General features: G+C 51.7%; 21 protein-coding genes and 1 pseudogene. 15 read left to right on the plus strand and 7 right to left on the minus strand.

Going from position 1 to position 22,308, the window contains the following annotated elements; genetic code table 11:
• Nucleotides 1–26: 26 nt before the first annotated feature.
• The 6 genes from ACMGDE_RS12230 (at nt 27) to lipB (ending at nt 4,682) form a co-directional block, all read left to right on the plus strand.
• On the plus strand, nt 27–1,007 hold the full coding sequence (locus ACMGDE_RS12230) for a hypothetical protein (protein ID WP_436833071.1): 981 nt from the start codon (nt 27–29) through the stop codon (nt 1,005–1,007).
• Nucleotides 1,008–1,019: 12 nt separating this feature from the next.
• Nucleotides 1,020–1,145, plus strand: coding sequence for a hypothetical protein (locus ACMGDE_RS12235; RefSeq protein WP_436833072.1), 126 nt, complete (start codon nt 1,020–1,022; stop codon nt 1,143–1,145).
• A gap of 2 nt (nt 1,146–1,147) precedes the next feature.
• Nucleotides 1,148–1,564: a hypothetical protein gene (locus ACMGDE_RS12240; RefSeq protein ID WP_436833073.1), complete on the plus strand. Its 417-nt coding sequence runs from the start codon at nt 1,148–1,150 to the stop codon at nt 1,562–1,564.
• A gap of 87 nt (nt 1,565–1,651) precedes the next feature.
• Nucleotides 1,652–2,428, plus strand: coding sequence for a DUF3050 domain-containing protein (locus tag ACMGDE_RS12245; protein WP_436833074.1), 777 nt, complete (start codon nt 1,652–1,654; stop codon nt 2,426–2,428).
• Between the two features lie 274 nt (nt 2,429–2,702).
• Complete coding sequence (gene hflX / locus ACMGDE_RS12250; protein ID WP_436833075.1) at nt 2,703–3,902, plus strand: GTPase HflX; 1,200 nt, start codon at nt 2,703–2,705, stop codon at nt 3,900–3,902.
• Nucleotides 3,903–3,980: 78 nt separating this feature from the next.
• A complete protein-coding gene (lipB, locus tag ACMGDE_RS12255; RefSeq protein WP_436833076.1) occupies nt 3,981–4,682 on the plus strand; it encodes a lipoyl(octanoyl) transferase LipB in 702 nt (233 codons plus the stop codon).
• On the opposite strand, the gene ACMGDE_RS12260 is transcribed toward lipB, so the two are convergent.
• The 3 genes from ACMGDE_RS12260 to ACMGDE_RS12270 form a co-directional block, all read right to left on the minus strand.
• A complete protein-coding gene (locus ACMGDE_RS12260) occupies nt 4,672–6,150 on the minus strand; it encodes a S41 family peptidase (protein WP_436833077.1) in 1,479 nt (492 codons plus the stop codon). The two genes, lipB and ACMGDE_RS12260, sit on opposite strands and share 11 nt — an antisense overlap.
• A gap of 87 nt (nt 6,151–6,237) precedes the next feature.
• Entirely contained in the window at nt 6,238–7,086 is an 849-nt protein-coding gene (locus ACMGDE_RS12265) for an MBL fold metallo-hydrolase (protein WP_436833078.1), read from the minus strand.
• A 17-nt stretch (nt 7,087–7,103) separates the two neighbouring features.
• Nucleotides 7,104–8,531, minus strand: a complete 1,428-nt coding sequence (locus ACMGDE_RS12270) for an L-serine ammonia-lyase (RefSeq protein WP_436833125.1) — start codon at nt 8,529–8,531, stop codon at nt 7,104–7,106.
• Between the two features lie 165 nt (nt 8,532–8,696).
• Between ACMGDE_RS12270 and ACMGDE_RS12275 the strand changes: the two genes are divergently transcribed.
• Genes ACMGDE_RS12275 through ACMGDE_RS12285 form a run of 3 tightly spaced genes read left to right on the plus strand, consistent with a single transcriptional unit; the run spans nt 8,697 to nt 11,150 of the window.
• The gene (locus tag ACMGDE_RS12275) at nt 8,697–9,185 is read left to right on the plus strand and encodes a DUF5684 domain-containing protein (protein WP_436833079.1); all 489 of its coding nucleotides are present in this window, start codon (nt 8,697–8,699) and stop codon (nt 9,183–9,185) included.
• Nucleotides 9,186–9,194: 9 nt separating this feature from the next.
• Nucleotides 9,195–9,554 carry a DUF2752 domain-containing protein gene (locus ACMGDE_RS12280; protein ID WP_436833080.1) on the plus strand — a complete coding sequence of 120 codons (360 nt, stop codon included), beginning with the start codon at nt 9,195–9,197 and terminating at the stop codon, nt 9,552–9,554.
• 21 nt (nt 9,555–9,575) lie between these two features.
• Nucleotides 9,576–11,150, plus strand: a complete 1,575-nt coding sequence (locus ACMGDE_RS12285; protein ID WP_436833081.1) for a glycoside hydrolase family 10-like protein — start codon at nt 9,576–9,578, stop codon at nt 11,148–11,150.
• A gap of 25 nt (nt 11,151–11,175) precedes the next feature.
• Here the strand turns inward: ACMGDE_RS12285 and ACMGDE_RS12290 are convergent, their stop codons facing one another.
• Both ACMGDE_RS12290 and ACMGDE_RS12295 read right to left on the minus strand, forming a co-directional pair.
• Nucleotides 11,176–12,885 carry a glycoside hydrolase family 3 protein gene (locus ACMGDE_RS12290; protein WP_436833082.1) on the minus strand — a complete coding sequence of 570 codons (1,710 nt, stop codon included), beginning with the start codon at nt 12,883–12,885 and terminating at the stop codon, nt 11,176–11,178.
• A 123-nt stretch (nt 12,886–13,008) separates the two neighbouring features.
• Entirely contained in the window at nt 13,009–13,551 is a 543-nt protein-coding gene (locus ACMGDE_RS12295; protein ID WP_436833083.1) for a TetR/AcrR family transcriptional regulator, read from the minus strand.
• Between the two features lie 185 nt (nt 13,552–13,736).
• Between ACMGDE_RS12295 and ACMGDE_RS12300 the strand changes: the two are divergent.
• Nucleotides 13,737–14,081: pseudogene (locus ACMGDE_RS12300) on the plus strand (carboxypeptidase-like regulatory domain-containing protein); the annotation flags it as partial.
• 504 nt (nt 14,082–14,585) lie between these two features.
• Entirely contained in the window at nt 14,586–16,550 is a 1,965-nt protein-coding gene (locus ACMGDE_RS12305) for an outer membrane beta-barrel protein (RefSeq protein WP_436833126.1), read from the plus strand.
• Here ACMGDE_RS12305 and pncA read toward each other — a convergent pair.
• Nucleotides 16,547–17,143 (minus strand): bifunctional nicotinamidase/pyrazinamidase, encoded by a 597-nt coding sequence (gene pncA, locus ACMGDE_RS12310; protein ID WP_436833084.1) that lies wholly within the window; start codon nt 17,141–17,143, stop codon nt 16,547–16,549. The genes ACMGDE_RS12305 and pncA overlap by 4 nt on opposite strands.
• Nucleotides 17,144–17,176: 33 nt before the next feature.
• Complete coding sequence (locus ACMGDE_RS12315) at nt 17,177–18,166, minus strand: aspartate-semialdehyde dehydrogenase (protein ID WP_436833085.1); 990 nt, start codon at nt 18,164–18,166, stop codon at nt 17,177–17,179.
• Between the two features lie 163 nt (nt 18,167–18,329).
• Between ACMGDE_RS12315 and ACMGDE_RS12320 the strand changes: the two genes are divergently transcribed.
• From ACMGDE_RS12320 to ACMGDE_RS12335, 4 genes are read left to right on the plus strand one after another with little or no spacing between them, the layout of a single operon-like run.
• Nucleotides 18,330–19,940, plus strand: a complete 1,611-nt coding sequence (locus ACMGDE_RS12320) for a lamin tail domain-containing protein (RefSeq protein ID WP_436833086.1) — start codon at nt 18,330–18,332, stop codon at nt 19,938–19,940.
• A gap of 33 nt (nt 19,941–19,973) precedes the next feature.
• On the plus strand, nt 19,974–20,945 hold the full coding sequence (locus ACMGDE_RS12325) for an NAD-dependent epimerase/dehydratase family protein (RefSeq protein ID WP_436833087.1): 972 nt from the start codon (nt 19,974–19,976) through the stop codon (nt 20,943–20,945).
• The gene (locus tag ACMGDE_RS12330) at nt 20,929–21,654 is read left to right on the plus strand and encodes a YebC/PmpR family DNA-binding transcriptional regulator (RefSeq protein ID WP_436833088.1); all 726 of its coding nucleotides are present in this window, start codon (nt 20,929–20,931) and stop codon (nt 21,652–21,654) included. The genes ACMGDE_RS12325 and ACMGDE_RS12330 overlap by 17 nt, the downstream gene beginning before the upstream one ends.
• The gene (locus tag ACMGDE_RS12335; RefSeq protein WP_436833089.1) at nt 21,654–22,307 is read left to right on the plus strand and encodes a hypothetical protein; all 654 of its coding nucleotides are present in this window, start codon (nt 21,654–21,656) and stop codon (nt 22,305–22,307) included. The genes ACMGDE_RS12330 and ACMGDE_RS12335 overlap by 1 nt, the downstream gene beginning before the upstream one ends.
• The last annotated feature ends 1 nt before the right edge of the window (nt 22,308 follow it).

The raw sequence follows: 22,308 nt of genomic DNA on the forward strand, positions 1-22,308 counted from the left end.
TAAGTTATAACCAAATTAAGCTTATCATGAGAATTTGTACAGAAATACAAACCTGGATAACGGAGACCATCTCACGGCCGATAGAAAACTGGATAAACCAAGAAGAGCGCCGCTGCCGCGAACAACCCTGCAACTGGTGGTGCCTGTGTTGTAACAAATGGTTTTGTTGGATCGTCGTGATCGTAGTAAAGGTAATCACCTGGGTGGTCGAAACCATAACGCGGCTGGTAACACAAGTGGTGTGTACGATCGTCGGATTGGTACTTGATCTGATCGCATTCGTCATCAACCTCATCCTGAGCATCCCCATATTGGGAGGCATCATCCGAACGGTCATCAACTGGGTCACCGAAATCGTGTGGCGAATCATTGGTCTCCCTGATTTTCTGTTGTCGTTGGCGGGGGTAAGACTGCGAAAAAAGATGTATGTCAAACTGATTATCCTGAATAATAACGGGGCGCCCCATACTACCGAAGCGGTGGCCATAAGGGGTATCCAGACCGCTCAAGAGATTTTTGACACCCAGTGCAATGTCAATCTGATCTATACCGGGGTTTGTGTGCCCCAGTTGGTCACCAACAATATGGCTAATAACGTTGAATGCGGCGCAGGAGGCTTTTTTAGTGACTGGTGGATCGGTGGCTCCTATTATGAACTGGTATCGGCAGATTGTGCCTTTGAAGATGGGTGGAAACGGATCGTGGGGTACGGTTCTGAGATGATTGTCTTTGTGATCAACGACATCACGCCCCGTTCGACGGTTGGCTGCAGCTTTTCGGCAACGCATAACTATGTCGTTGTCGAACCCAACATTGCCGGAATACAGTCCATCGCCCATGAAATTGGGCATGGCTGCCTCTTGCCGCATTTGGAAGATGCGGCAGACCGGGATAATCTTATGTTCCCCAATATCCGGACGGATGCCGCAGGAGAATTGGTGAACAGGGATATGACGAATTTTCAGATTGCGTCTCTCCGGGGGAGCAGGCATTGTACATTTATTTAAAAAATTTCAATCATGGAAAAGAATCCAAATAATAGCCAACAAGATGGCGCCAATTGCAATGCTAAGATTTCAACCGGTTTCTACGCATTTCTGGCTATCGTGGCTATCGCTGCGGTTATCTGGTTAATTTTGAAGTAATCATGAAAACGCTGAGCAACATCGTCACCGTCACCAACGTTGAACAACTCCGTTCGTTATTGCGTGTGCGAGTCTTTGAGCGGCCGCCCATGCAGGTAACGATACAGTTGGACAGCCAGGATGACGTCGAAAACGAACTGCTGGAATCTAAGATAAACCGCTACTACAATGCCTGTGGGTGTGGCGAAGGGAAGTTTTTCGTTGTCCTGGCATTGGCGGCGTTTTTTATCAAGGGAGCCGCGCAAGCCCATTTTTCGTGGAGCTGGTATCATGCGGGAGTCGCGTTTTTGTATTGCCTTGGCGGCGCGTTTATCGGTAAGGCGTGGGGGCAGGTAAATGCATACCTCAAACTGCGGAAAAGCATTCGCGAGGCCCTGTCAAAAAAAAGTAAAACAAGTCGGCCGCTGGCACAGGCCTAAAGAGGGCCAACTAATAATTGCTAAATTTGCTGTCATGCAGGTTCTATGGGACCAACAAAGGAAAATTACGTACGAATGAATATGCCCATGCAAAACGTAGAAGCAATTAATCAGTATATCGATGCCGAACGCAACAAGCTAGTATCCCATGCCCTTTATTCAAGAATTAAAACCATCGCCGATTTACAACGATTCACAGCGTACCATGTCTATGCTGTGTGGGATTTTATGTCCCTATTGAAAGCCTTACAAATAAAGCTAACCTGCACGACTATTCCTTGGTTTGCAACGCCATCTCCCAATACCCGGTATTTGATTAATGAAATCGTCCTTGCAGAGGAGTCTGACGAGTATGTCGATGGCCGCCGCCTCAGCCATTATGAAATGTACCTGGATGCCATGCGGACGCTTGGTGCCGATACCAAGCCGATTGAAGGGTTGGTGGATACGATCCGCTCAGGCAAAACCATCACCGAGGCTATTGACGGCCTGGAGGTCGATCATCGGATAAAGGCTTTCTTACAGTTTTCTTTTGACATCATCGAGGAGGGTGAACCGCATAAGATAGCCAGTGCCTTTACCTTCGGTCGTGAAAACTTGATTCCCGACATGTTCACCTCAATATTGCATGAGTTTCAGCAACATTTTCCGCATGCTGACCTCACTAAACTGATCTATTATTTCAAACGCCACATAGAACTTGATAGCGATGAGCACGGCCCGTTGGCGATGATGATGATTCAGGAATTGGGCGGTGAAGATGGACAGAAATGGAAAGAAATGGGAGATGTGGCTAAAGTTGCCTTGACGAAGCGGTTGGCGCTGTGGGATGCGATATTGGACGCCGTCGACAATTTAACATAACTTAACAATTGGCCGCTAACTCGGGCATAGTTATTGGAACTATCTGGTTAATTGTAGAATTGTCTTTTCATAGTTTAGGTTTATAATTGGTTAGTTTCGAAAGCCCTGATTCTCCCCGTTTCAGGGCTTTCTTTTTGCATAAAAACCGTTACCTTTGTATGTTGTTAATGAATAAAGCCATGTAATACCCCACTACAACACCACATTTGTAGCTGGCGCTTGTAAGGAGCGCCAATGGATTTTTACTTTTCTTTTATTTTTTACTTTTTTATACATGGCAAGACCAAAGATTTTTGATACCGCTATATTACCGGAAACCGCTGTTTTGGTGGGCATTATCCTGCCCGATGACAGCGACGAAAAAGAACAGGAATACCTGGAAGAGCTGGCTTTTTTGGTAGATACCGCCGGGGGCGTCGTAAAGGGCGTATTTACGCAGCGGCTGAACCACCCTGACCGAGCGACCTTCGTGGGTAGTGGGAAATTGGACGAAATAAAAGCGTTTGTAGAGGCAGAAGAGATAGACATCGTGGTGTTCGATGACGAGCTCTCGCCCTCCCAGCTACGCAACATCGAACGGGAGCTGAAGGTAAAGATACTCGACCGCAGCAACCTGATCTTGGATATATTTGCCCGTAGGGCCAAGTCGGCGCAGGCAAAAACACAGGTAGAACTTGCTCAGCTGCAATACCTGCTGCCTCGCCTGACCCGCATGTGGACTCACTTGGAGCGCCAGCGGGGGGGCATCGGTATGCGTGGCCCGGGGGAAAGCCAGATTGAAAGCGACCGCCGGATGATCCTCAACAAGATTGCCCTGCTCAAAGAACGGCTCAAGGCCATCGACCGGCAGGCCGAGACCCAGCGGAAGAACCGGGGGCAGCTGATACGTGTGGCGCTCGTGGGCTATACCAACGTGGGCAAATCGACCATCATGAACCTGATTTCAAAGTCGGACGTATTTGCTGAGAATAAGCTGTTTGCGACGTTGGATACGACTGTGCGCAAGGTGGTGATCGATAACCTGCCTTTCCTCCTCTCCGATACAGTTGGTTTCATCCGGAAGCTGCCTCACCACTTGGTAGAGTGCTTCAAATCGACGCTGGATGAGGTGCGGGAGGCGGACGTATTGGTGCATGTGGTAGACATTTCGCATGCGAGCTTCGAAGACCATATCCGGGCGGTAAACGAGACACTCAAGGAACTCGGTGCGTTGGACAAGCCCACCATCACGGTATTTAACAAAATCGATGCTTACCGCCCCGAGCGGGAACCGCAGGATGACGAAGAGCAAGATGAGCGCGGGCCGGTATCGTTGGAAGATTTTAAAAGCAGCTGGATGGCCCGGCATAACAGTCCGGCGGTATTCATCTCGGCTACGGATAAGACCAACGTGGAGGCATTTAGAAAGCTGCTGTATGATACGGTGGTGAAAATGCATACCGAACGGTATCCGTATGATAACTTATTATATTAAGATCAAGGAACAAGGATATAAAGAGTAAGGACTAGTGAGCAAGGACTGGGGAACAACGCGCAAGATTAAGGAGCAAGGATGAATAAAGCAGTAATCTTTGAGGATTGGGGTCTACTGGACTATCAACAGGCTTGGGACAGGCAGGAGGCGCTATTTGCCCGCGTGGTGGAACAGAAGACTGCCAATCGGCTGGAAGGGACGGCATCGCCAACGGCAAACTACCTGATTTTTACGGAGCACCCGCATGTGTACACGCTGGGCAAAAGTGGCAATGCCGAGAATTTGCTGTTGGACGAAGACGGACTCTCGGAAAAACAGGCCGCGTTTTACAACATAAATCGGGGTGGCGACATCACGTATCACGGTCCGGGGCAGATTGTAGGCTATCCGATCCTGGATCTTGATAATTTCTTTACCGACATACACCGGTACCTCCGTACGCTGGAGGAGGCGGTCATCCGCACCCTGGGTGATTATGGGATTGCCGCAGGGCGCTACCCGGGATATACGGGCGTGTGGCTGGACGCTGACAATGCACGGGCGCGCAAGATCTGCGCGCTGGGCGTGCGCGCCAGCCGCTGGGTGACGATGCACGGATTTGCTTTCAATGTGAATACAGACCTGGCTTATTTCGGCAACATCATCCCCTGCAACATCGACGACAAGGGCGTGACGTCCATGCAGCGGGAGCTGGGCGCTCCCCAAGACATCGCCGCGGTAAAGACCCGCCTAAAAGGTCATATTGCGGACTTGTTTGGGATGGAGATGATTATGGATTAATCCTTCCTTTGGGTGTTCCGATATCAACGGGAACGGGCTTATTGAGTTTATCTTCAAATCCGGATACCTTCTTCGCACGCAATCCTCTCGCTGTTTGCGCTCTTACACTCATTGATTTCGATGCGATTGGCTGGATACTCGGGTCAATAAGCGCGAGTGTCCGCGATAACAGCGGATCATCTAATGAACCAATCGGAGCCCAGGGCAGGTAGTCCCATTCGTCTACTTCGTATTGTGGGTCCAGGCCATTGGGATAGTCTCCAAACCCGTTTCTGTTGGCCAGCTTGACGACGATGGGTTGGATCCCCCACTCAATTTGCCGTGGCTCCCGTTCGTCCACGATGGTAAAGGAACCCTCATTCTTGCCAACGGTAGTTTCTCCGACATGGATCACATTAGCATCCGACAAAAATGGCCTGAGATTATTAATGACCAACTCACTGGCTGATGCTGAATTGTCGGTAGCAATAATATAAACACGAGGCAAGTTGAGGTTCAATGTGTTGATAGCGTCGACCACTGCATCGGCAGATTGCACTTCTTCAGGATCGTCCGAGTCGCCTCCAAATAGCTGGTAGTACGTGTAGGTTTCATCATTATAATTGCTATTGTAGTTGTATTGGATAAAGGGTTCGCTCTCGTCGAAATTTGCCTGAATCAACCCCGACAGGATGGCCGCTATCCAGATTCCCCCGCCCCCATTATACCGCAAATCCAACACCAAATCGCTCACGCCGGCCGACTTGAATTTATCGAACGCCGCCAACAATTCGTTGGGCTGTTCATTGAGGAAGCGGTTATAAAACAAATACCCCACTTTTTTGCCCCCGGGTGTGGTGATAACCTCATCCAAATGGATCGCCTGTTCTTGGAATCGCTCCACAGGAGTAAGCTCAATCGCTTGGTCGTCAACGATGGAGCTCTCTTCAATATGTGCCAGTTGCACCGTAAAAGGATCGGACCCATAATAGGCGTTGAGCACGCTGTTATAATTGTTGATGGTCATCGCTTGACCATTGATTTCGGTAATGATATCCCCTCGCTCTATGCCTGCAATATCTGCCGGAGAACCCTCCAATGCATACCTGACGGAGATGATTACATCCCCCGCCTCATTGATCTGGAGCAGCCCGATACCCAAGCCAACTGTCGTAGAAACGCCCGATAGGTCGTCTTCAAGTTCGTCAGCCAATTGAATCCACGAAAACCGATCATCCGTGTGCAAGATAGTTTCAAAGAAAGGTTCCGGTTCAAGGTTAAAATCCAGATTTCGGTCCTGAGGGATCGAGGTATTCCAGTAATACACATCGCGCATCTGCTCAACCACCCATCGGTTAGTTGCCTCGTCTAATCCTCCCACCTGCGGATCGGGGTCGTTCTTCTTACAGGAGGAAACTAAAATCAGCGAAATAAACAGCGCTACCGGCAGAAAGCCGGTCACCGGACGGAAAAAGCGATTGAAAGTCATATGTACAAAGCCTGATAGTCAAATGTAGCGAAGTATTCGAACACTTCAAATACCTACAACCAAGTATTTTATTGGACAAGGGCCGGACTAACCGGATACACGGCCGGAAACCGGATACGGAAGGCGGATATCTTCCGGCTCAAACAAGGTGTAGGATATTGCCTTGGCATCGCCCAACGCATACACCGGTGTCTCTGCATCGCGGCCGGCGACAATGATTTCGGTGTCGCCCCGGTGGGCATCAAACAGGTTGTATACCAACTCGGGGTGATTGTTGTCTCGCGAAAGGTGCGACAGGAATAGGTGGCGCAGCTGTGATGAACGGCGGTTGACAAACAATTCCAACGCTTCGGCATTGGATAAGTGGCCGTAGCCGCCGCGAATGCGGTTTTTGAGGAAAAAGGGGTAACGCCCCTGCATGAGCATGTCGGCGTCATAGTTGGCTTCTAAGAAGGCGGCATCGCATTGCTCGAAAAACGCTGCTACCCGCTCGCATACTCTGCCGATGTCGGTAAAGATGCCTACCGTATACCCTTCACTCTGTACCAGGAAACTATGGGGATCGGCGGCATCATGGTATTTGCGGAAAGAAGTCACCACCAGGCGGCCAACCGCGATGGTCTGCAGATCGGCCAGCGGGTGCAGCAACCGCTCGGGGATGGCCAGCCGGCACGACTGCCGCGTACCTTCGGTGAGGAATACCGGCAGCTGGTATTTGTTGGCTAACACGCTTAGGCCCTTTACGTGGTCGGTATGTTCGTGGGAAACGAAGATGGCTTTTACATGCCGCATGGACAATCCCTGCCGTGCCATGCGTTTTTCTGTCTCCCGGCAGGAGATGCCTGCATCGACCAGGATGGCCTCGTGGCCATTGCCCACGTAATAGCAATTGCCATTGCTACCCGAAGCGATCGAACTGATGAAAAGCGGCACCATACAAAGTACGGAAAAATCTAACACTCTGGCAAGCTCAATGGGATATTGATGGCCAGGCCACCGTCGGCTGTTTCTTTGTATTTGACATTCATATCTTGCGCGGTCTCCCACATCGTCTTGACCACGGCATCAAGGCTTACCTTGGCCTTATCGGGGTTGGATTGCAGGGCCAACTGGGCCGCTGTGATGGCTTTGATAGCGCCCATGGTGTTGCGCTCAATGCAGGGGATCTGCACCAGTCCGCCGATGGGGTCGCAGGTAAGCCCGAGGTGATGCTCCATCGCGATCTCGGCCGCCATCAACACTTGGCGCTGCGATCCGCCGAGGCGCTCGGTAAGCGCCCCCGCGGCCATGGCCGAGGAGACGCCGATCTCTGCCTGGCAGCCGCCCATGGCGGCCGAAATGGTGGCCCCTTTCTTGAAGATGCTGCCGATCTCCGATGCGGTGGCGATAAACCGGATGATCTGCTCTTCGTCAAACCCGTCATGAAATACGATGTAATATTGCAGCACCGCAGGTATCACCCCAGCGGCACCGTTGGTGGGCGCCGTGACGACGCGACCAAAGGAGGCATTCTCCTCGTTGACTGCCAAGGCGAAACAGCTCACCCAATCCAGGGTGTACTGGAAACTGTCTCCTCCGGCACGGATAGCGGCCACCCAGCTCATATAGTCGGTATAAGACCGCCCACCGATGAGCCGTTTATTGAGCTTGTGGGCCCGGCGTTCTACGTGCAATCCTCCGGGCAGCAGTCCCGCAGTATGGCACCCCCGATAGATGCACTCGCGGATGGCGTCAAAGATACGAAGGATGCCGTGCCGTGTCTCTTCTTCGGGCCGCCAGGCCTGTTCATTTTCGAGCACGAGCTCGGAGATTTTGAGGCCGGTATGCATACACCACATGAGCAGGTCTTTGGCATGATGAACCGGAAATGGGAGGTCAAATTCTTGCCGCTCCGTGTCGCGGTCCTCCGCCTGCACCACAAACCCGCCACCGATGGAATAGTAGGTTTCGCTGATGGCACGACCATCAGCCAATAGGGCCTGAAAGGTCAGCGCATTGGGGTGGAAGGGGAGGCTTTCTTTGGATAGAAACAAGAGGTCTTCTGCATATGAAAATGGTATTTCGTGTGTGCCAGCCAGTGCTAACCGCTGCTGGAGCTTGATGTGGGCGACTTTCGGCACCACCTCATCGACTGCAAACGTCACCGGATCATCGCCGCTAAGTCCCAGCAATACCGCGACATCGGTGCCATGCCCCATGCCGGTCTTGGCCAGCGAGCCGTAGAGCAAGATCTTGACCGCCTCCGTCCGCCGGAGCGCATCTTTCCGAACAAGCTCTTGGATAAAGCGCTGGGCGGCTCGCCACGGACCGAGCGTATGCGAACTTGACGGACCGATGCCGATCTTAAACATGTCAAAAACCGAAATCTGCTCTTTCATGATGCCTCGGATAAACCCTTGGGCGCAAAGTTATGGCTTTATCTGCGATTCAGCTCATTTCATGTAATGCAATTGTTGCAAGTTTCGGTTTTTCACTTATCTTTGATCTGAACAACACACAGCCATTATATATTAACCTGTTTATTAACCCTTTAAACACCAAAAATTATGGACAATTATGAAAATTACAACGTTGGGGACGGCTTCGCCTGGGGCATGAGTGCCGGGGCAATGGTTTTCTGCTTGGCACTCGCGGTGCTGACGATTGCCGGGCTTTGGAAGATGTTTCAAAAAGCTGGGAAGCCGGGCTGGGCGGCCATTGTGCCCATCTACAATTACATCATCATTGCCGAAATCGTGGGCAAACCGGTCTGGTGGGGTGTGGTGGCCACATTGGTGCCCTGCGTAAACATCGTGTTTTCCATTTGGCTCACCAACCTGCTGATGAAGAGCTTTGGCAAGGAGGTGCCGCTGTGGACGATCCTCAGTATATTCTTTGCGTTTATTACCTATCCCATCATCGGGTTTGGCGATGCCAAGTACATCGGCCCCACGGCTGCGGAAGCAACTGGAGGCAATTCGTTTGAGAACCTCAAGAATGACGTTGGAGACCTGAAAGACTCCTTTGGCGACGAGGATAAACCAAAAGATTCTTAAGCCATCGCCATGGTATACGCCAGATGCCTCGCGTGGGCGTTTTGCAGCCTGGAGGGCCTCTCCTGGCTGCAAAATTTTTTGCTGCCCTGCCCGTTCAAACTGATTACGGGCATCGACTGTCCGGGCTGCGGATTCCAGCGCTCGCTGATCGCCCTCGCACAGGGTCACTGGGCCGAGAGTTATCGCCTCTACCCGCCTACCGTGCCGCTGCTGCTCGTATTGCTGTACATGCTGCTCAATTGGAAATTGGGTTTTGACGCGCGGCATCGGGTGACCAAGCTCCTCGCTGTGGCCTGTGGTTGGTTTATCCTCATCGTGTATGTGCTGAAATGGTGGAATGGACCTGATCATCATCATTGGCCCATATAAATTTTCATATCTTTGTCGCGGATGATGACATTGGAGATGAGTTTTATTCGCACCTATCTTGGCTATTTCACGACGATTTTCTTATTATTTGCCTGTACTGTTGGCTATGCGCTCCCCGACCCGCCGATGGATGTGCTTCCGAAGCGCGAACTGCGGGGGGTGTGGATTGCCACGGTGGTCAATATTGATTGGCCTTCGGCCGCGGGCTTGGATGCAAAAAAGCAACAGGAGGAACTCATCCAGCAATTGGACAATCACCAGCGAGCGGGCATCAATGCGATTATGCTGCAGATACGCCCGACAGCTGATGCGTTTTATGCCAAAAGCAGGGAACCGTGGAGTCGTTTTCTCACCGGAAAACCTGGACAACAGCCGATTCCCTTTTATGACCCGCTTGAATTTGCCATCACGGAGGCCCATAAGCGCGGCATCGAATTGCATGCCTGGATCAATCCCTACCGGGCTACGTTTGACTTGATCGCCGCCAATACGGCAAATGATCACATCACGCGGCAAAAGCCCAACTGGTTTTTCGTATACGGGGGAAAAAAGCTGTTCAATCCGGGTATTCCCGAGGTGCGGGAATATATTATCGGCGTGGTGATGGACATCGTCCGCAACTACGACATCGATGGCATCCATTTCGACGATTATTTTTATCCCTACCCCGAAGGAGGCAAACCCATCCCCGATGCGGAGACCTTCAGGCAATACCCCAATGGATTTCGCAATGTGGCGGATTGGCGGAGAAACAATGTGAACCTGCTAGTCAACATGGTGTCTGACAGCATACACCGTGAAAAGAAATATGTCAAATTCGGGATCAGTCCGTTCGGCATCTGGGACAATAAAAAAGACCACCCCAACGGATCTGCTTCGTCGGGGCTCAGTGGCTACCGGCAGCTTTATGCCGATGCACTGAAGTGGCTGGAAGAAGGGTGGGTAGATTACATCAACCCGCAGATCTATTTCCCCTTCGGCAACCCCAGTGCGCCTTATGAGGTGTTGGTAGACTGGTGGAGCCAGCATGCCAACGGAAGGCACTTTTATGTCGGTCATGCGGCCTATCGCGTCAATGACAAGGGGGCTGGCTGGCGCGACCGCAGTCAAATACCCAACCAAGTACGCTACGCGCGGCAATCGGGCCATGCGCAGGGCAGCATCTACTACAGCTCCAAATACATCGCCAACAATACTGGCGGTCTGCGGGATTCGCTGCAATACAGCCTGTATCGTTATAAGTCACTTCCGCCGAGTATGCCCTGGCTGGATAGTGTCGCCGCCGAACCGCCGTTTGGCTTGCTGGCACGGGTGACAGACAACCAAGCATCCGTCATGCTGCATTGGCTGCCGTCGCCTCCGGCAGCGGACGGAGAGGAGGCCTATGGCTATGTCATATACCGTTTTAACGAAGGAGAAGAGCTGAACCTCAATAATCCGCAAAATATCCTGCATGTCACGTATGATCATACACAACTGTCTTACACCGATAACCTGGTGCGCAAACAGGGTCATTACCGCTATGTGGTCACCGCCATCGATCGGCTGAAAAACGAAAGCGCACCATCTAACGTGCGCGAGCTGTATATTGAATGACACCGGGCAGGGGCAAGTACCGAACCTATTCCCCATCGCCGTAGCGGAAGAACGAATTGATCGTCACGGGCAGCCTGCCCGTGGGGGAAAGCCGTTTGAGGATGACCTTTGCTGCCGCCCGTTGCATGATGCGGTCATTTTGATAGCATACCAGAATGGATTTTGCCTGTTCGACACCGGGCAACCCCGCTAGGCTATATGGATTGGCAAAAACGCAAAAAACACTATTCATATGGGCTAATTCGTTGATGAATAGCCGTACTGTTGTGTTGTAGTCCAATGTGCTTCGTGGGCGGGCGCGATTGTCATGAAGTGCCACGATCACTTGGCTGTATCGGCTGAGTTCGTTGGCAACGGCAGCGACGTCATCCGCCGTGGCGTTTGCAGACAAGACATAACGCATCTGATTATCGAAGCGCCAATCAAGCATCTTCTGGAATTCGGAAATCTCGGCGCCACCAATACTAATGATCGCTGTGCGTTTGGTGTAATCGATGGCCTTGATCAAACTGTCGCTTTTCAGCAGCGTGACCGATGCATCGGCCAAGCGCTGGTTGAGCGCTTCGGCACGGGGCCTATTGACCTCGCGGTAAAGATTGGTGAGCGCTACCGGCCGCAGCTGGTCTAAGCTGAGCCAATATTTGGCGGCCAGCACTTTCTTGACACGGGTATCGATATCCTGCTGCGTAAGCCTCCCCTGCTTAACTGCTTGCAGCACCATGTTGATGGCCCGTGCACTGTTTTCAGATAGCTCAAGTAAGTCAACGCCGGCAATAATAGCCCGCACATCGGCTTCGCCACCGGGGAAATGCTTCACCACGCCGCTCATATCCATGGCATCGGTAAACGTAAGCCCTTGGAAGCCGAGGCGTTTCTTGAGCACATTGGTAACGATATGCTGGGATAGTGAAGAAGGCAGATTGGGTGTATTATCCAAGCTGGGGATATTCATGTGCGCAATCATGACACCGGAGGCTCCTGCCTTGATGAGTTCGCGGAAGGGGTACATCTCCAGCGAATCCAGCCGTCCCGCGGTGAAGGTAAGCTGGGGCAGATCATGGTGCGAGTCTACATCGGTATCACCGTGGCCCGGAAAGTGTTTCAACGACGTGATCAGTCCCCCATCCATCATCCCCCGCATATAGGCAAGCCCCTTGCGCGTCACATTTTTTTTGTCTTCTCCAAACGAGCGGAAATTGATCACCGGATTGCGGGGATTGTTGTTGATATCCACCACGGGTGCAAAATTGATACCCATGCCCAAGCGCTTGAAATCTTTTGCAATCTCCAGCCCCATTTGATAAATCAGTGCCTCATTTTGGACGGCCCCAAGGGCCATTTGGTAAGGATAGGAGATGGTAGAGTCGGCGAGCCGCATACCGAGGCCCCACTCGCCGTCGAAAGCCACCAGCAAGGGCACCTTGGATAGGCGCTGGTAACGGTTGATCACCTGTGCGTGGCGTACCGGTCCCCCTTGAAACATCACGATTCCGCCCAGCTGCTCTTGCTGGATCACCTCCGCCACCGAATCGATATACTGTTGCCCTAAATTGCTATGGGCACGCACCATGAATAACTGGGCGACTTTATCCCTCGGGCTTAAGCTATTGAATACGGAATCAACCCATGTATGCTGCGAATTGATAAACGGAATAAAAGTGTCCCGTTGCTGGGCGAGGACAGCAAACTGCCCCATTAATGTAAAACCAAGTGCAATAACTGCTTTCTTGAACATATCGCTAAGTATACAAAAACAATACCGATGGCTGTCGGGCCAGATTAACGCCCAATATTAAACATAATTCTGCGCGTTTATGCATGTTTAGTGGATATTGTTGCATTTTTTTGCGCCATTAGGCTATATCCCGTACTTAGCGTCTAGCAGTTCGGCTAATTGATTGGCATTGGTCAGCTCCCCGTTAGCCTCCTTTTTCCAAAGTATTTCGATAACCAACAATAGAAATTGGGTTTCGAGCTCCGGATTTTCATAGCCCAGCTCTGAAAATGCACGCTTGATCGTCGGATAAACGGGTTTCATGAACAGCTCGTGCTGCTGCTTGGAAAACTCATGATGGGATAGGCGTTCTTGCAATTTCCAGAACAGCGGCTCTTCACTGACCAATTCTCTGGGAAGGCTGATCATGCTACGAAGGAAGCTTTTGGCATCCTTATACGTAAGCATACCGCGATGATGCTGCAACACACGCCGATAGCCTGACTTGATCAAATGAAAGAGCAGGTTATCTTTATTGCTGAAATGCTTGAAAATAAGCGCTTCGGATACCCCGGCCCGTTGGGCGATGATCTTGGTGGAGGTATCGACATATCCTTTTTCAGCAAACAATACGAGTGCCTCCCTCAATATTTTTTCCTTTCTGCTCTCTGCTTGTTGCTTGATCATGTCGCTGTGCAAACGAATTGCAAATATATTATCAAAATAGGCTCAAACGATGCTCCGCGCCAAAAAAGATAAAAACATATTCAAATTTGGCTTGAAAAACGCGGTAATAATACGTTTATGATTAAACGATTTGCCTCGCATGCCGTCTAAATCACCAAATTGCTTACCCAGATACTAAAACAAGCATGAGCAACATCAGTAGGGGCGTTTACCTGTCCTGGCCGCTGCTTTTTTTCTCCATTGCTGCCTTTGCACAGCAGGGAATCCGCGGCAAGGTGGTGGATAGCGCTGACAACCTGGGCCTTCAAGGGGCCAATCTCAGGCTACTGACGGCCGGAGATACGGTATTGGACCAACGCGCAGCCGATGCGGAAGGTTATTTTCAGTTGAAACAGTTGCCACCGGGCAACTACCGGCTTCAGGTGAATTACCTGGGGTACCAGTCTAAGTATATATCCATACAGCTAACGGCTGGAAATACGCCCAAGCCGCTCGTGATCCGAATGCTTCCGGAATACCGGGCCTTGGAGGAAGTGGCCGTCATTGCCACCCCGCCCGCAGCGGTGCTGAAAGGCGACACCACGGAATTTGATGCCTCGGCGTTCAGCACGGAGCCTTATGCAGATGCGGACGCCCTGATCATGCAGATCCCCGGGGTGGAAATCGACGAAGAAGGACAAATTAAAGCGCAGGGGGAGGATGTGCAGCGCATCATGGTAGACGGAAAGGAATTTTTCAGCACGGACCCACGGATTGCATTGAAGACACTTCCGGCCGATATTATCGCCAAGATACAGCTCATCGACGAGAAGAGCGAACAAGCGCAATTTACGGGGTTTGATGACGGTGAACGCCGTAAGATAATCAATATCGTGACCCGCACCGACCGCCGACAGGGGTATTTCGGGCGCGCAGCCGGCGGATATGGCGCCAGTGAACGGTACAACACGGGCGGAAACCTGAACATATTTAATGGCGATAGGCGACTGACTATTTTTGCGGTATCAAACAACATCAACCAATCGGATTTTTCCATGGCTGGCATCGCTGGCGGAGCGGAGGAAAGCCGCAACACTAGCGGAGGAAGAAACCGCGGCAACGCCGGAAGTGGCAGGGGCATCAATAAGACCAACAACGTATCAGCAAATTTCAATGACGAGTGGTGGGATGACCAATTGGACCTCAATGCCAATTATGCCTTCAGCTCAACGGACAATACGACCAATAGTCTCACCAACCGGGAATATCTTGTCGGCGCCAATGCCAACCAATTCCGTACGCAAAACCAAGAATCGGGCGGCGTCAATTACAGCCACCGGATCAATATGCGGGTGCGTTTTGACATTGATTCCAACCAACGGCTGGATTTCAGACCCACGCTATCGTTTCAGCAGCACGACCGAAATTCATTTTCTACGAATAGCACCGTATTTGCCAACAGCGACCCGGTGAATGCTTCGGTACGCAACAACAATAATGAAAACGCCAACTTCAACGTGGGCGGGAGCCTCGACTACCAGTTCCGCCTCAGCAAACCCGGCAGAACCGTTTCGTTGCATGCAGACGGCAATGCCAATACCAATAAAGGATTGGCACATACCTATTCGCTCAATGAGTTCTTCCGGGATCAAGCATTGGACCGCGTGGATACGGTGAGTAACCAAAGCTTAATGGATGGATATGGCAATGGCGTCACCGGCAGGGTGGCCTACACGGAGCCATTGGGCCGACGAAGCCGGTTACAGGGCAATTACTCCATCCGAAACACGGGGAGTTACTCCAATCGGGAAACATTTGAATTTCTGGCCGAAACGGGTCAGCTGGGGGAGCTGGACCGCCAATTATCGAATGCGTTCAGGAACGATTATACCTACCACAGCGGGGGCGTGTCTTACCAGATCGCTAAACGGGATTCGTTTCAGTTTGAAGCCGGGGTGGATTTCCAAGATGCGCGAATCAACAATAACCGCACGTTTCCGGATACCGTCACTACGGACAGCCGTTTTAGCAGTTACCTGCCCAGCGCGGAGCTGTCTTATCGCTTTTCAGAAGACAAAGAACTGGATGTCAGCTATAGCGCCGCCACAAATGCTCCTTCTATCAACGATCTGCAGGACGTGATCGACAATCAAAATCCATTGAACATCCGCACCGGAAATGCTAACTTAAAGCAGGAATATGGTCACCGGTTCAGTCTTCGGTATAACAGCGTAAAACGGGAGTCGGGCAGCAATTTCTCCGCCAATGTCCGCGCGGAGTTTGCTAACAACCGCATCGTCAATTCGACCTACATCGCCAGCGCCGACACCCTGATTGCTCCCGATATCCTACTGGGTGCCGGTGGGCAATTCACCCGGCCGGAAAACATCGACGGCTATTACAGCCTACGGGCCAATACGACCTACGGTACGCCGATCAAACCGTGGAAGATCAACATCAACCTCAGTACCAATGTATATCATAATCACGATATCGGCTTGATCAACAACGAGGAGACGTATTCCAACTCATATGGCCTCAACCAGCGTGTGGGTCTGAATAGCCGCTTTGGACCGCACCTGGTCATCGGACTCAGCTACGTGGGCAACTACAGCATCGTGCGGAATAATGGCAATACCGGCTTGAGCGACAATTACTACAACCAGATCATCCGCAACGACGTTGCTTACACGTTTTGGAAAGGTATCCGCATGGCTTCTTCGCTGTATTATAATTATAACCGGGGCTTGGCCGATGGTTATAATCAGCATTTCACGCTGTGGAATGCATCCATCGGCAAGAAGCTCTTCCGGCGGGAAGAGGCCGAGATTGCGTTGACCGCATTCGATCTGCTCGATAAAAACACCACTATAAACCGTAGTTTTAATGAACGGTATATCCAAGATACCCAAAACAACGCCTTACAACGCTACTTCCTGCTCAGCTTTACGTATAATTTAAGGCGGTTCGGAGGAAAGGGAGTCGGCGGCCCACCGGGTGGCCGCCGATTTGACCATTAAACAGTAAGCAAAGCTCCCCCTCGTTGGAGGAAAGCCGCCCGCTTGACTACATAAGCAGTATTGTCAATCGCGCGCGCGGCACCTTCGACAATGCCGGTGTCGAAACCCAGCTGTAGCGCGTCCATCGCTGTAAAATATACGCAATAGTCTGCGGCTAGGCCGCAGACGTCTACAGCGGCCACCCCTCGGTCTCGCAGATAGCCGGCCAAGCCTGTATTCTTTCGTTGGCCATTGTCAAAAAAACCGCTGTAGCTATCGATGGACGTGTCCGTCCCCTTACGGAAAATGGCTTCAACACGGCGGGTATCTAACGCATCGCTCAATCGGGCACCTGCTGTATCCTGCACGCAATGGTCAGGCCACAGGACCTGCTGGAGCCCCTCAAGATCAATGACATCAAAAGGCTTGCTCCCCACATGTGCCGAGGCAAAGCTCTTATGGCCCACGGGGTGCCAGTCTTGCGTGGCGACCACCAGATCGTAATTCGGCTGTATCTGGTTGACCACGGGTATGATCTCGTCGCCACGGGGCACAGCCAATGCTCCGCCCGGCAGAAAATCATATTGGATATCGACGATGATCAGCGCACGCATCGGTGAAAATTTCAGTAATAGCAAACAACCTGTTTACAACAATCCCATTTCCAGAAGTTTTTCTGCGATCTGCACCGCATTGGTCGCCGCGCCCTTGCGCAGGTTGTCTGCCACCACCCAAAGATTGAGGGTGTTGGGCTGGCTTTCATCCCGGCGGATACGACCTACAAATACTTCATCTTTGCCATGCGCATCTTTAGGCATGGGGTATTCCAGCTTGGCCGGATTATCGACCACCACGACACCCGGTTGCCCAGCCAATAGTGCACGCACCTCATCAATATCAAAGTCATCGGCAAATTCGATATTCACCGATTCGGAATGCCCTCCGATAACGGGGATACGCACCGTCGTAGCGGTCACACGGATACGGTCATCGCCCATGATCTTATTGGTCTCCTTGATCATTTTCATTTCTTCCTTGGTGTACCCGTTGTCTTGGAAGACATCGATCTGCGGGATGACGTTGAGGTCTATTGGGTAAGGATAGGCTTTTTCGCCATCGATACCTGCACGCTCATCATTCAATTGTTTCACGGCTTTTACACCGGTGCCCGTGACGGACTGATAAGTAGACACCACCACCCGCTCGATCGAATACCGCTCATGCAGGGGTTTCAACACGACCACCATTTGAATGGTCGAACAGTTGGGATTGGCGATGATCTTATCTTCAGCCGACAATACATGTCCGTTGACTTCGGGTACCACCAGTTTCTTGGTGGGGTCCATTCGCCAAGCCGACGAGTTGTCGATCACCGTGACGCCTGCGGCGGCAAATTTAGGGGCATATTCCAATGAGGTGCTGCCGCCCGCCGAAAACAACGCTACGTCGGGCTTGAGGGCTATGGCTTCGTCGGGTGTAACCACCTTATATTGTTTTCCCTTGAATTCGATTTCCTTGCCCTTGCTCCGCTCGGAGGCTACCGGAATCAATTCTGTTACGGGAAAATTGCGCGCTGCTAACACGGTTAACATTTCCGAACCCACAAGTCCGGTCGCGCCGACTACTGCCACTTTCATTTTTACGTTGTTGTTTTTTGTGAACTTATTTAATATTGTTTATTTTTAGCTTTTGAAGCTGCCAAACATACGAAATATTCATGTTTTCTGTACATAAACACACGTGAATATTCCATGTTGCTACCGAAACCGTTGATATCAGTCCTCAACCCATGAAACTGACATGAAAAACAATTTATTCCTATGGTGCGGGCTCTTGCCCTTATTAGTCGATATGCAAGCCCTTCAAGCCCATAGCCTTTCTCTTCCTATAACCCGCCCCGGGCACCAGGAGACAAAGCTGGTGCCGGACGACACCGCGGGGGCGGTATTTTTTGATGATTTCAACAATGGTCTGCGTCACTGGGTCGGTGATGTCCGCTCGTTTGCCATCTCGGACACGCGGCTATGCCTCTCCGAGCAGGCCCAGCTGCCTGCGGCCATAGCGGTGCCCTCCGCACGGGTGTATAACACCGTGTGGGAGGCCGGTATACAGGTAGACGGCACGCTCTCCACCAGCAATTACGTGAGGCTTTACCTGGTTGCCACTAACGAATCGCTGCGCGGTCCGCAACAAGGGTATCACCTCCAAATCGATGGTACTGATGAGGGGCACACCTATCGCCTATGGCGACAAAACGGCAATACGCGCGCGATCATCTTCGAAAGCCAAAACATCCCCAATACCGGCAATGGGTTCCGCGCACGTGTCCGGATCGTCTGCACGGCCGAAGGCCGATGGCAGCTATTTGCAGATGAATATGATAGCGGAGCCTTTGCGGCCATCACCGGCAAAGACGGGACACCCCATGTGTTGGATACCACTTACACCCTCGGTGGATATGCGGGGTACTTGGTCAACTGTTCGCCAGCGAGGCGCGCCGGGTATAAGCTCGATTACTTGCTGATCAAGGTATTGGACCCCACAGCCGACTCCACGCCGCCGGATGCGGCCGGACCTAATGATATCCTAATCAACGAGATATTGTCACACCCAACATCAGGCGGAGTGGATTTCGTTGAGCTCTATAACCCTTCGAATAAGGCGGTCAACCTGCAACAAATCGAGATCGCTAGCGTAAACACCAGTGGCGTCGCCGGTAGCCGGAGAGCAATCGGCGAACAGCCGATCATCCTCTATCCGTGGGAATATCGGGTGTTGACGACCAATCCCGAGGCCGTGAAGCGAGACTACCCTGATGGTGATTTCAACACGTTTATCGAGATGCGCAATCTTCCTGATTTTAACAACGAAACTGGGGGCGCCGTATTGTACGGCGGTAGCATGACGATTGATAGCCTGTTTTACACTCCCGCGATGCAATCGCCGCTCATTGCCGATCACCGCGGTGTCTCCCTGGAACGGCAGCATTTCTCGGTACCGACCAACGCGCCGGGAAACTTTCGGTCGGCGGCAACGTCGACAGGTGGTGCCACCCCGGGCTATCAAAACTCCGTGCAGGAAATCGAAGCGGATGCCGACGAGATTTTTCTTACCGCCAAGACCTTCTCGCCAGATAACGATGGGTTTGAAGACCGGTTGGAAATCAATTACCGCTTCGGTGCTGATGGCTTCATGGCCAACATGGACATTTATAACGACAATGGCCTATTGACGAGGCGGCTATTGCGCAACCAAAGCCTGGCCACTCAAGGTTCCGTCACGTGGGATGGATTATCAGACAACCACCAACGCCTGCCTCCGGGAATTTATATTGCAGTAATCGAACTTTATAAGACGAGCGGAATAGTGAAAATATACCGCAAGAGCTTCGTATTGGCTGCCAGGCAATGATTGCGAGTGAAATTTTTGCTAAGTTTGCACGCAATGGAAGAACGGATAATTATCATCGGCTCAAATGGTCAGATTGGGACCGAGTTGGCCATTGCCCTGCGCACAAGGTATGGGACGCAGCAGGTCATTTGTTCCGATATACGCCCCCCGCAAATACCGGATGCAGATGCACCGTTCGAAACCATTGACGTGTTGGACCGGAAAGCCTTGCATGTGCTGTTTACCCGATACCGCCCCACGCAAGTATACCTGTTGGCGGCCATGCTTTCGGCCACGGGCGAAAAATACCCCCGGCAAGCGTGGGACTTGAATGTCAATGGTTTATTGAACGTGCTGGACCTTTCGCTTGAATATGGTGTCCAAAAAGTATTTTGGCCCAGCTCGATTGCCGTATTCGGACCCCATTCACCTAAGATCGATACGCCGCAGTATACCACTATGGACCCCAATACGGTCTATGGCATCAGCAAATTGTCTGGTGAGCGTATATGTGAATACTATCATAACCGCTATGGGCTGGATGTTCGGAGTATTCGGTATCCGGGTATCATCAGCTGGAAAGCGGCCCCGGGGGGAGGGACCACGGACTATGCGATACACATTTTCTACGAGGCCTTAAAGCACCATACCTATACCTGTTTCTTATCTGCCGATACCGCCTTGCCAATGCTGTATATGGACGATGCCATCCAGGGTACGCTCGCGTTGATGGACGCGCCGGCCGATGCCCTCCGCATACGCTCAAGCTATAATATCACGGGCGTCAGTTTTACACCTGCCATGCTGGCTGCCGAAATCAGCAAGCGACTGCCGGGGTTTACCATCGCCTATGAAGACCATGACCCCCGCCAAGCCATTGCCGATGGTTGGCCCAATAGCATTGACGATACGGAAGCGAGGCAAGACTGGGGATGGGCACCTCGATTTGATTTAACCGATATCACCGCAGACATGATCGCAAACCTTAAAGACAATATACAAATAGAAGATGGGAAGAGCATTTGAATTCAGGAAAGAGCGCAAATTCAAGCGTTGGGCAAAAATGGCCGTGCAATTCACCCGTTTGGGCAAGGAAATCGCGATATCGGTCAAAGAAGGCGGACCTAATCCGGAGGGAAACTCGCGGCTCCGCACCGCCATTCAGAACGCCAAGGCCGTAAACATGCCCAAGGACCGCATCGAAGCGGCGATCAAAAGGGCATCAGACAAGGACGCCAAAGGATATGAAGAGCACGTATACGAAGGATATGGTCCGCATGGTGTACCCATCCTGATCGAAACTGCCACCGACAATACCAACCGGACAGTAGCCAATATCCGCAGTTATTTCAGCAAATCAGGCGGCACACTGGGCAAAACCGGTTCCCTTGACTTCATTTTTCAACGCAAATCGATTTTCCGTTTTAACGCGGCCGAAGAGGTGGATTTGGAAGAACTGGAACTCGAGCTCATTGATGGTGGCTTGGAAGAGCTCTACGTAGAAGCCGATGAAGAAGGAAACGATATCGTCGTTGCACAAACGTCTTTCGAGGACTTCGGCAATATGCAGCGGCTACTCGAGGAAAAGGGTATCGAAGTGAAGAGTGCTAATTTGGAACGCATTGCCCTATCAAGCACCGATGTGTCCGAGGAAGACGCCGCTGACGTGCTGAAGCTCATCGACAAGATCGAGGAAGATGACGATGTGCAGGCGGTATACCACAACATGGCCTAATGACGTTTGAGGAATTTTTTGCTAAAAAGCGAATCGATCTGGCGCAACTGCAACGCGCCAAACCCGATTTGTACGAAGAATTCCGCAGCCATTACAGCCAAATGGGTGAAAAAAGTTTTGACCATACCAAAAAATACTGGTTCAACCGGCTACGCAAAGACTACCTATTGGAGGAAGTAGAACCGCCTGTGGTTACGAAGACGGCACCTGACCCCGCACCGAAAAGTGATACCCCTATGCCTACCACGACGACGGCAAAACCGACGGGATTATCTTCGATGAGCCCTTCGGGGTTCAAACCACGGTTTAAGGCCGCGACAACCAAACCTGCTCAGGCATCCGACCTACCTGGGGAACGTCCGGCCGAGGCCAACGCATCCTTGGAAGAAACGGCGAAGAAAGCAGCTCCTCCACCCACAGGTTTCAAACCACGGTTTAAGGCAGGCGTGACGCCACCGGCGAAAGCTGATGAGGAAAAACCGGCTGACGAGCAAAAGCCAGCAACCAACGATGGCGAGATATCGGCATCCAACGAGCCCTCGGTACCAGATGAAACCACGGAAAAAGCCGCCCCACCTGCCAAGCCCATGGGTTTCAAACCCCGGTTCAAACCCGGCACCACGGGCGTCAAGAAAGATAAACCCGAAGAATAAG

Origin of the sequence: Parapedobacter brassicae, assembly GCF_051400755.1 — a bacterium.
In the GTDB taxonomy this organism is placed as follows: domain Bacteria; phylum Bacteroidota; class Bacteroidia; order Sphingobacteriales; family Sphingobacteriaceae; genus Parapedobacter.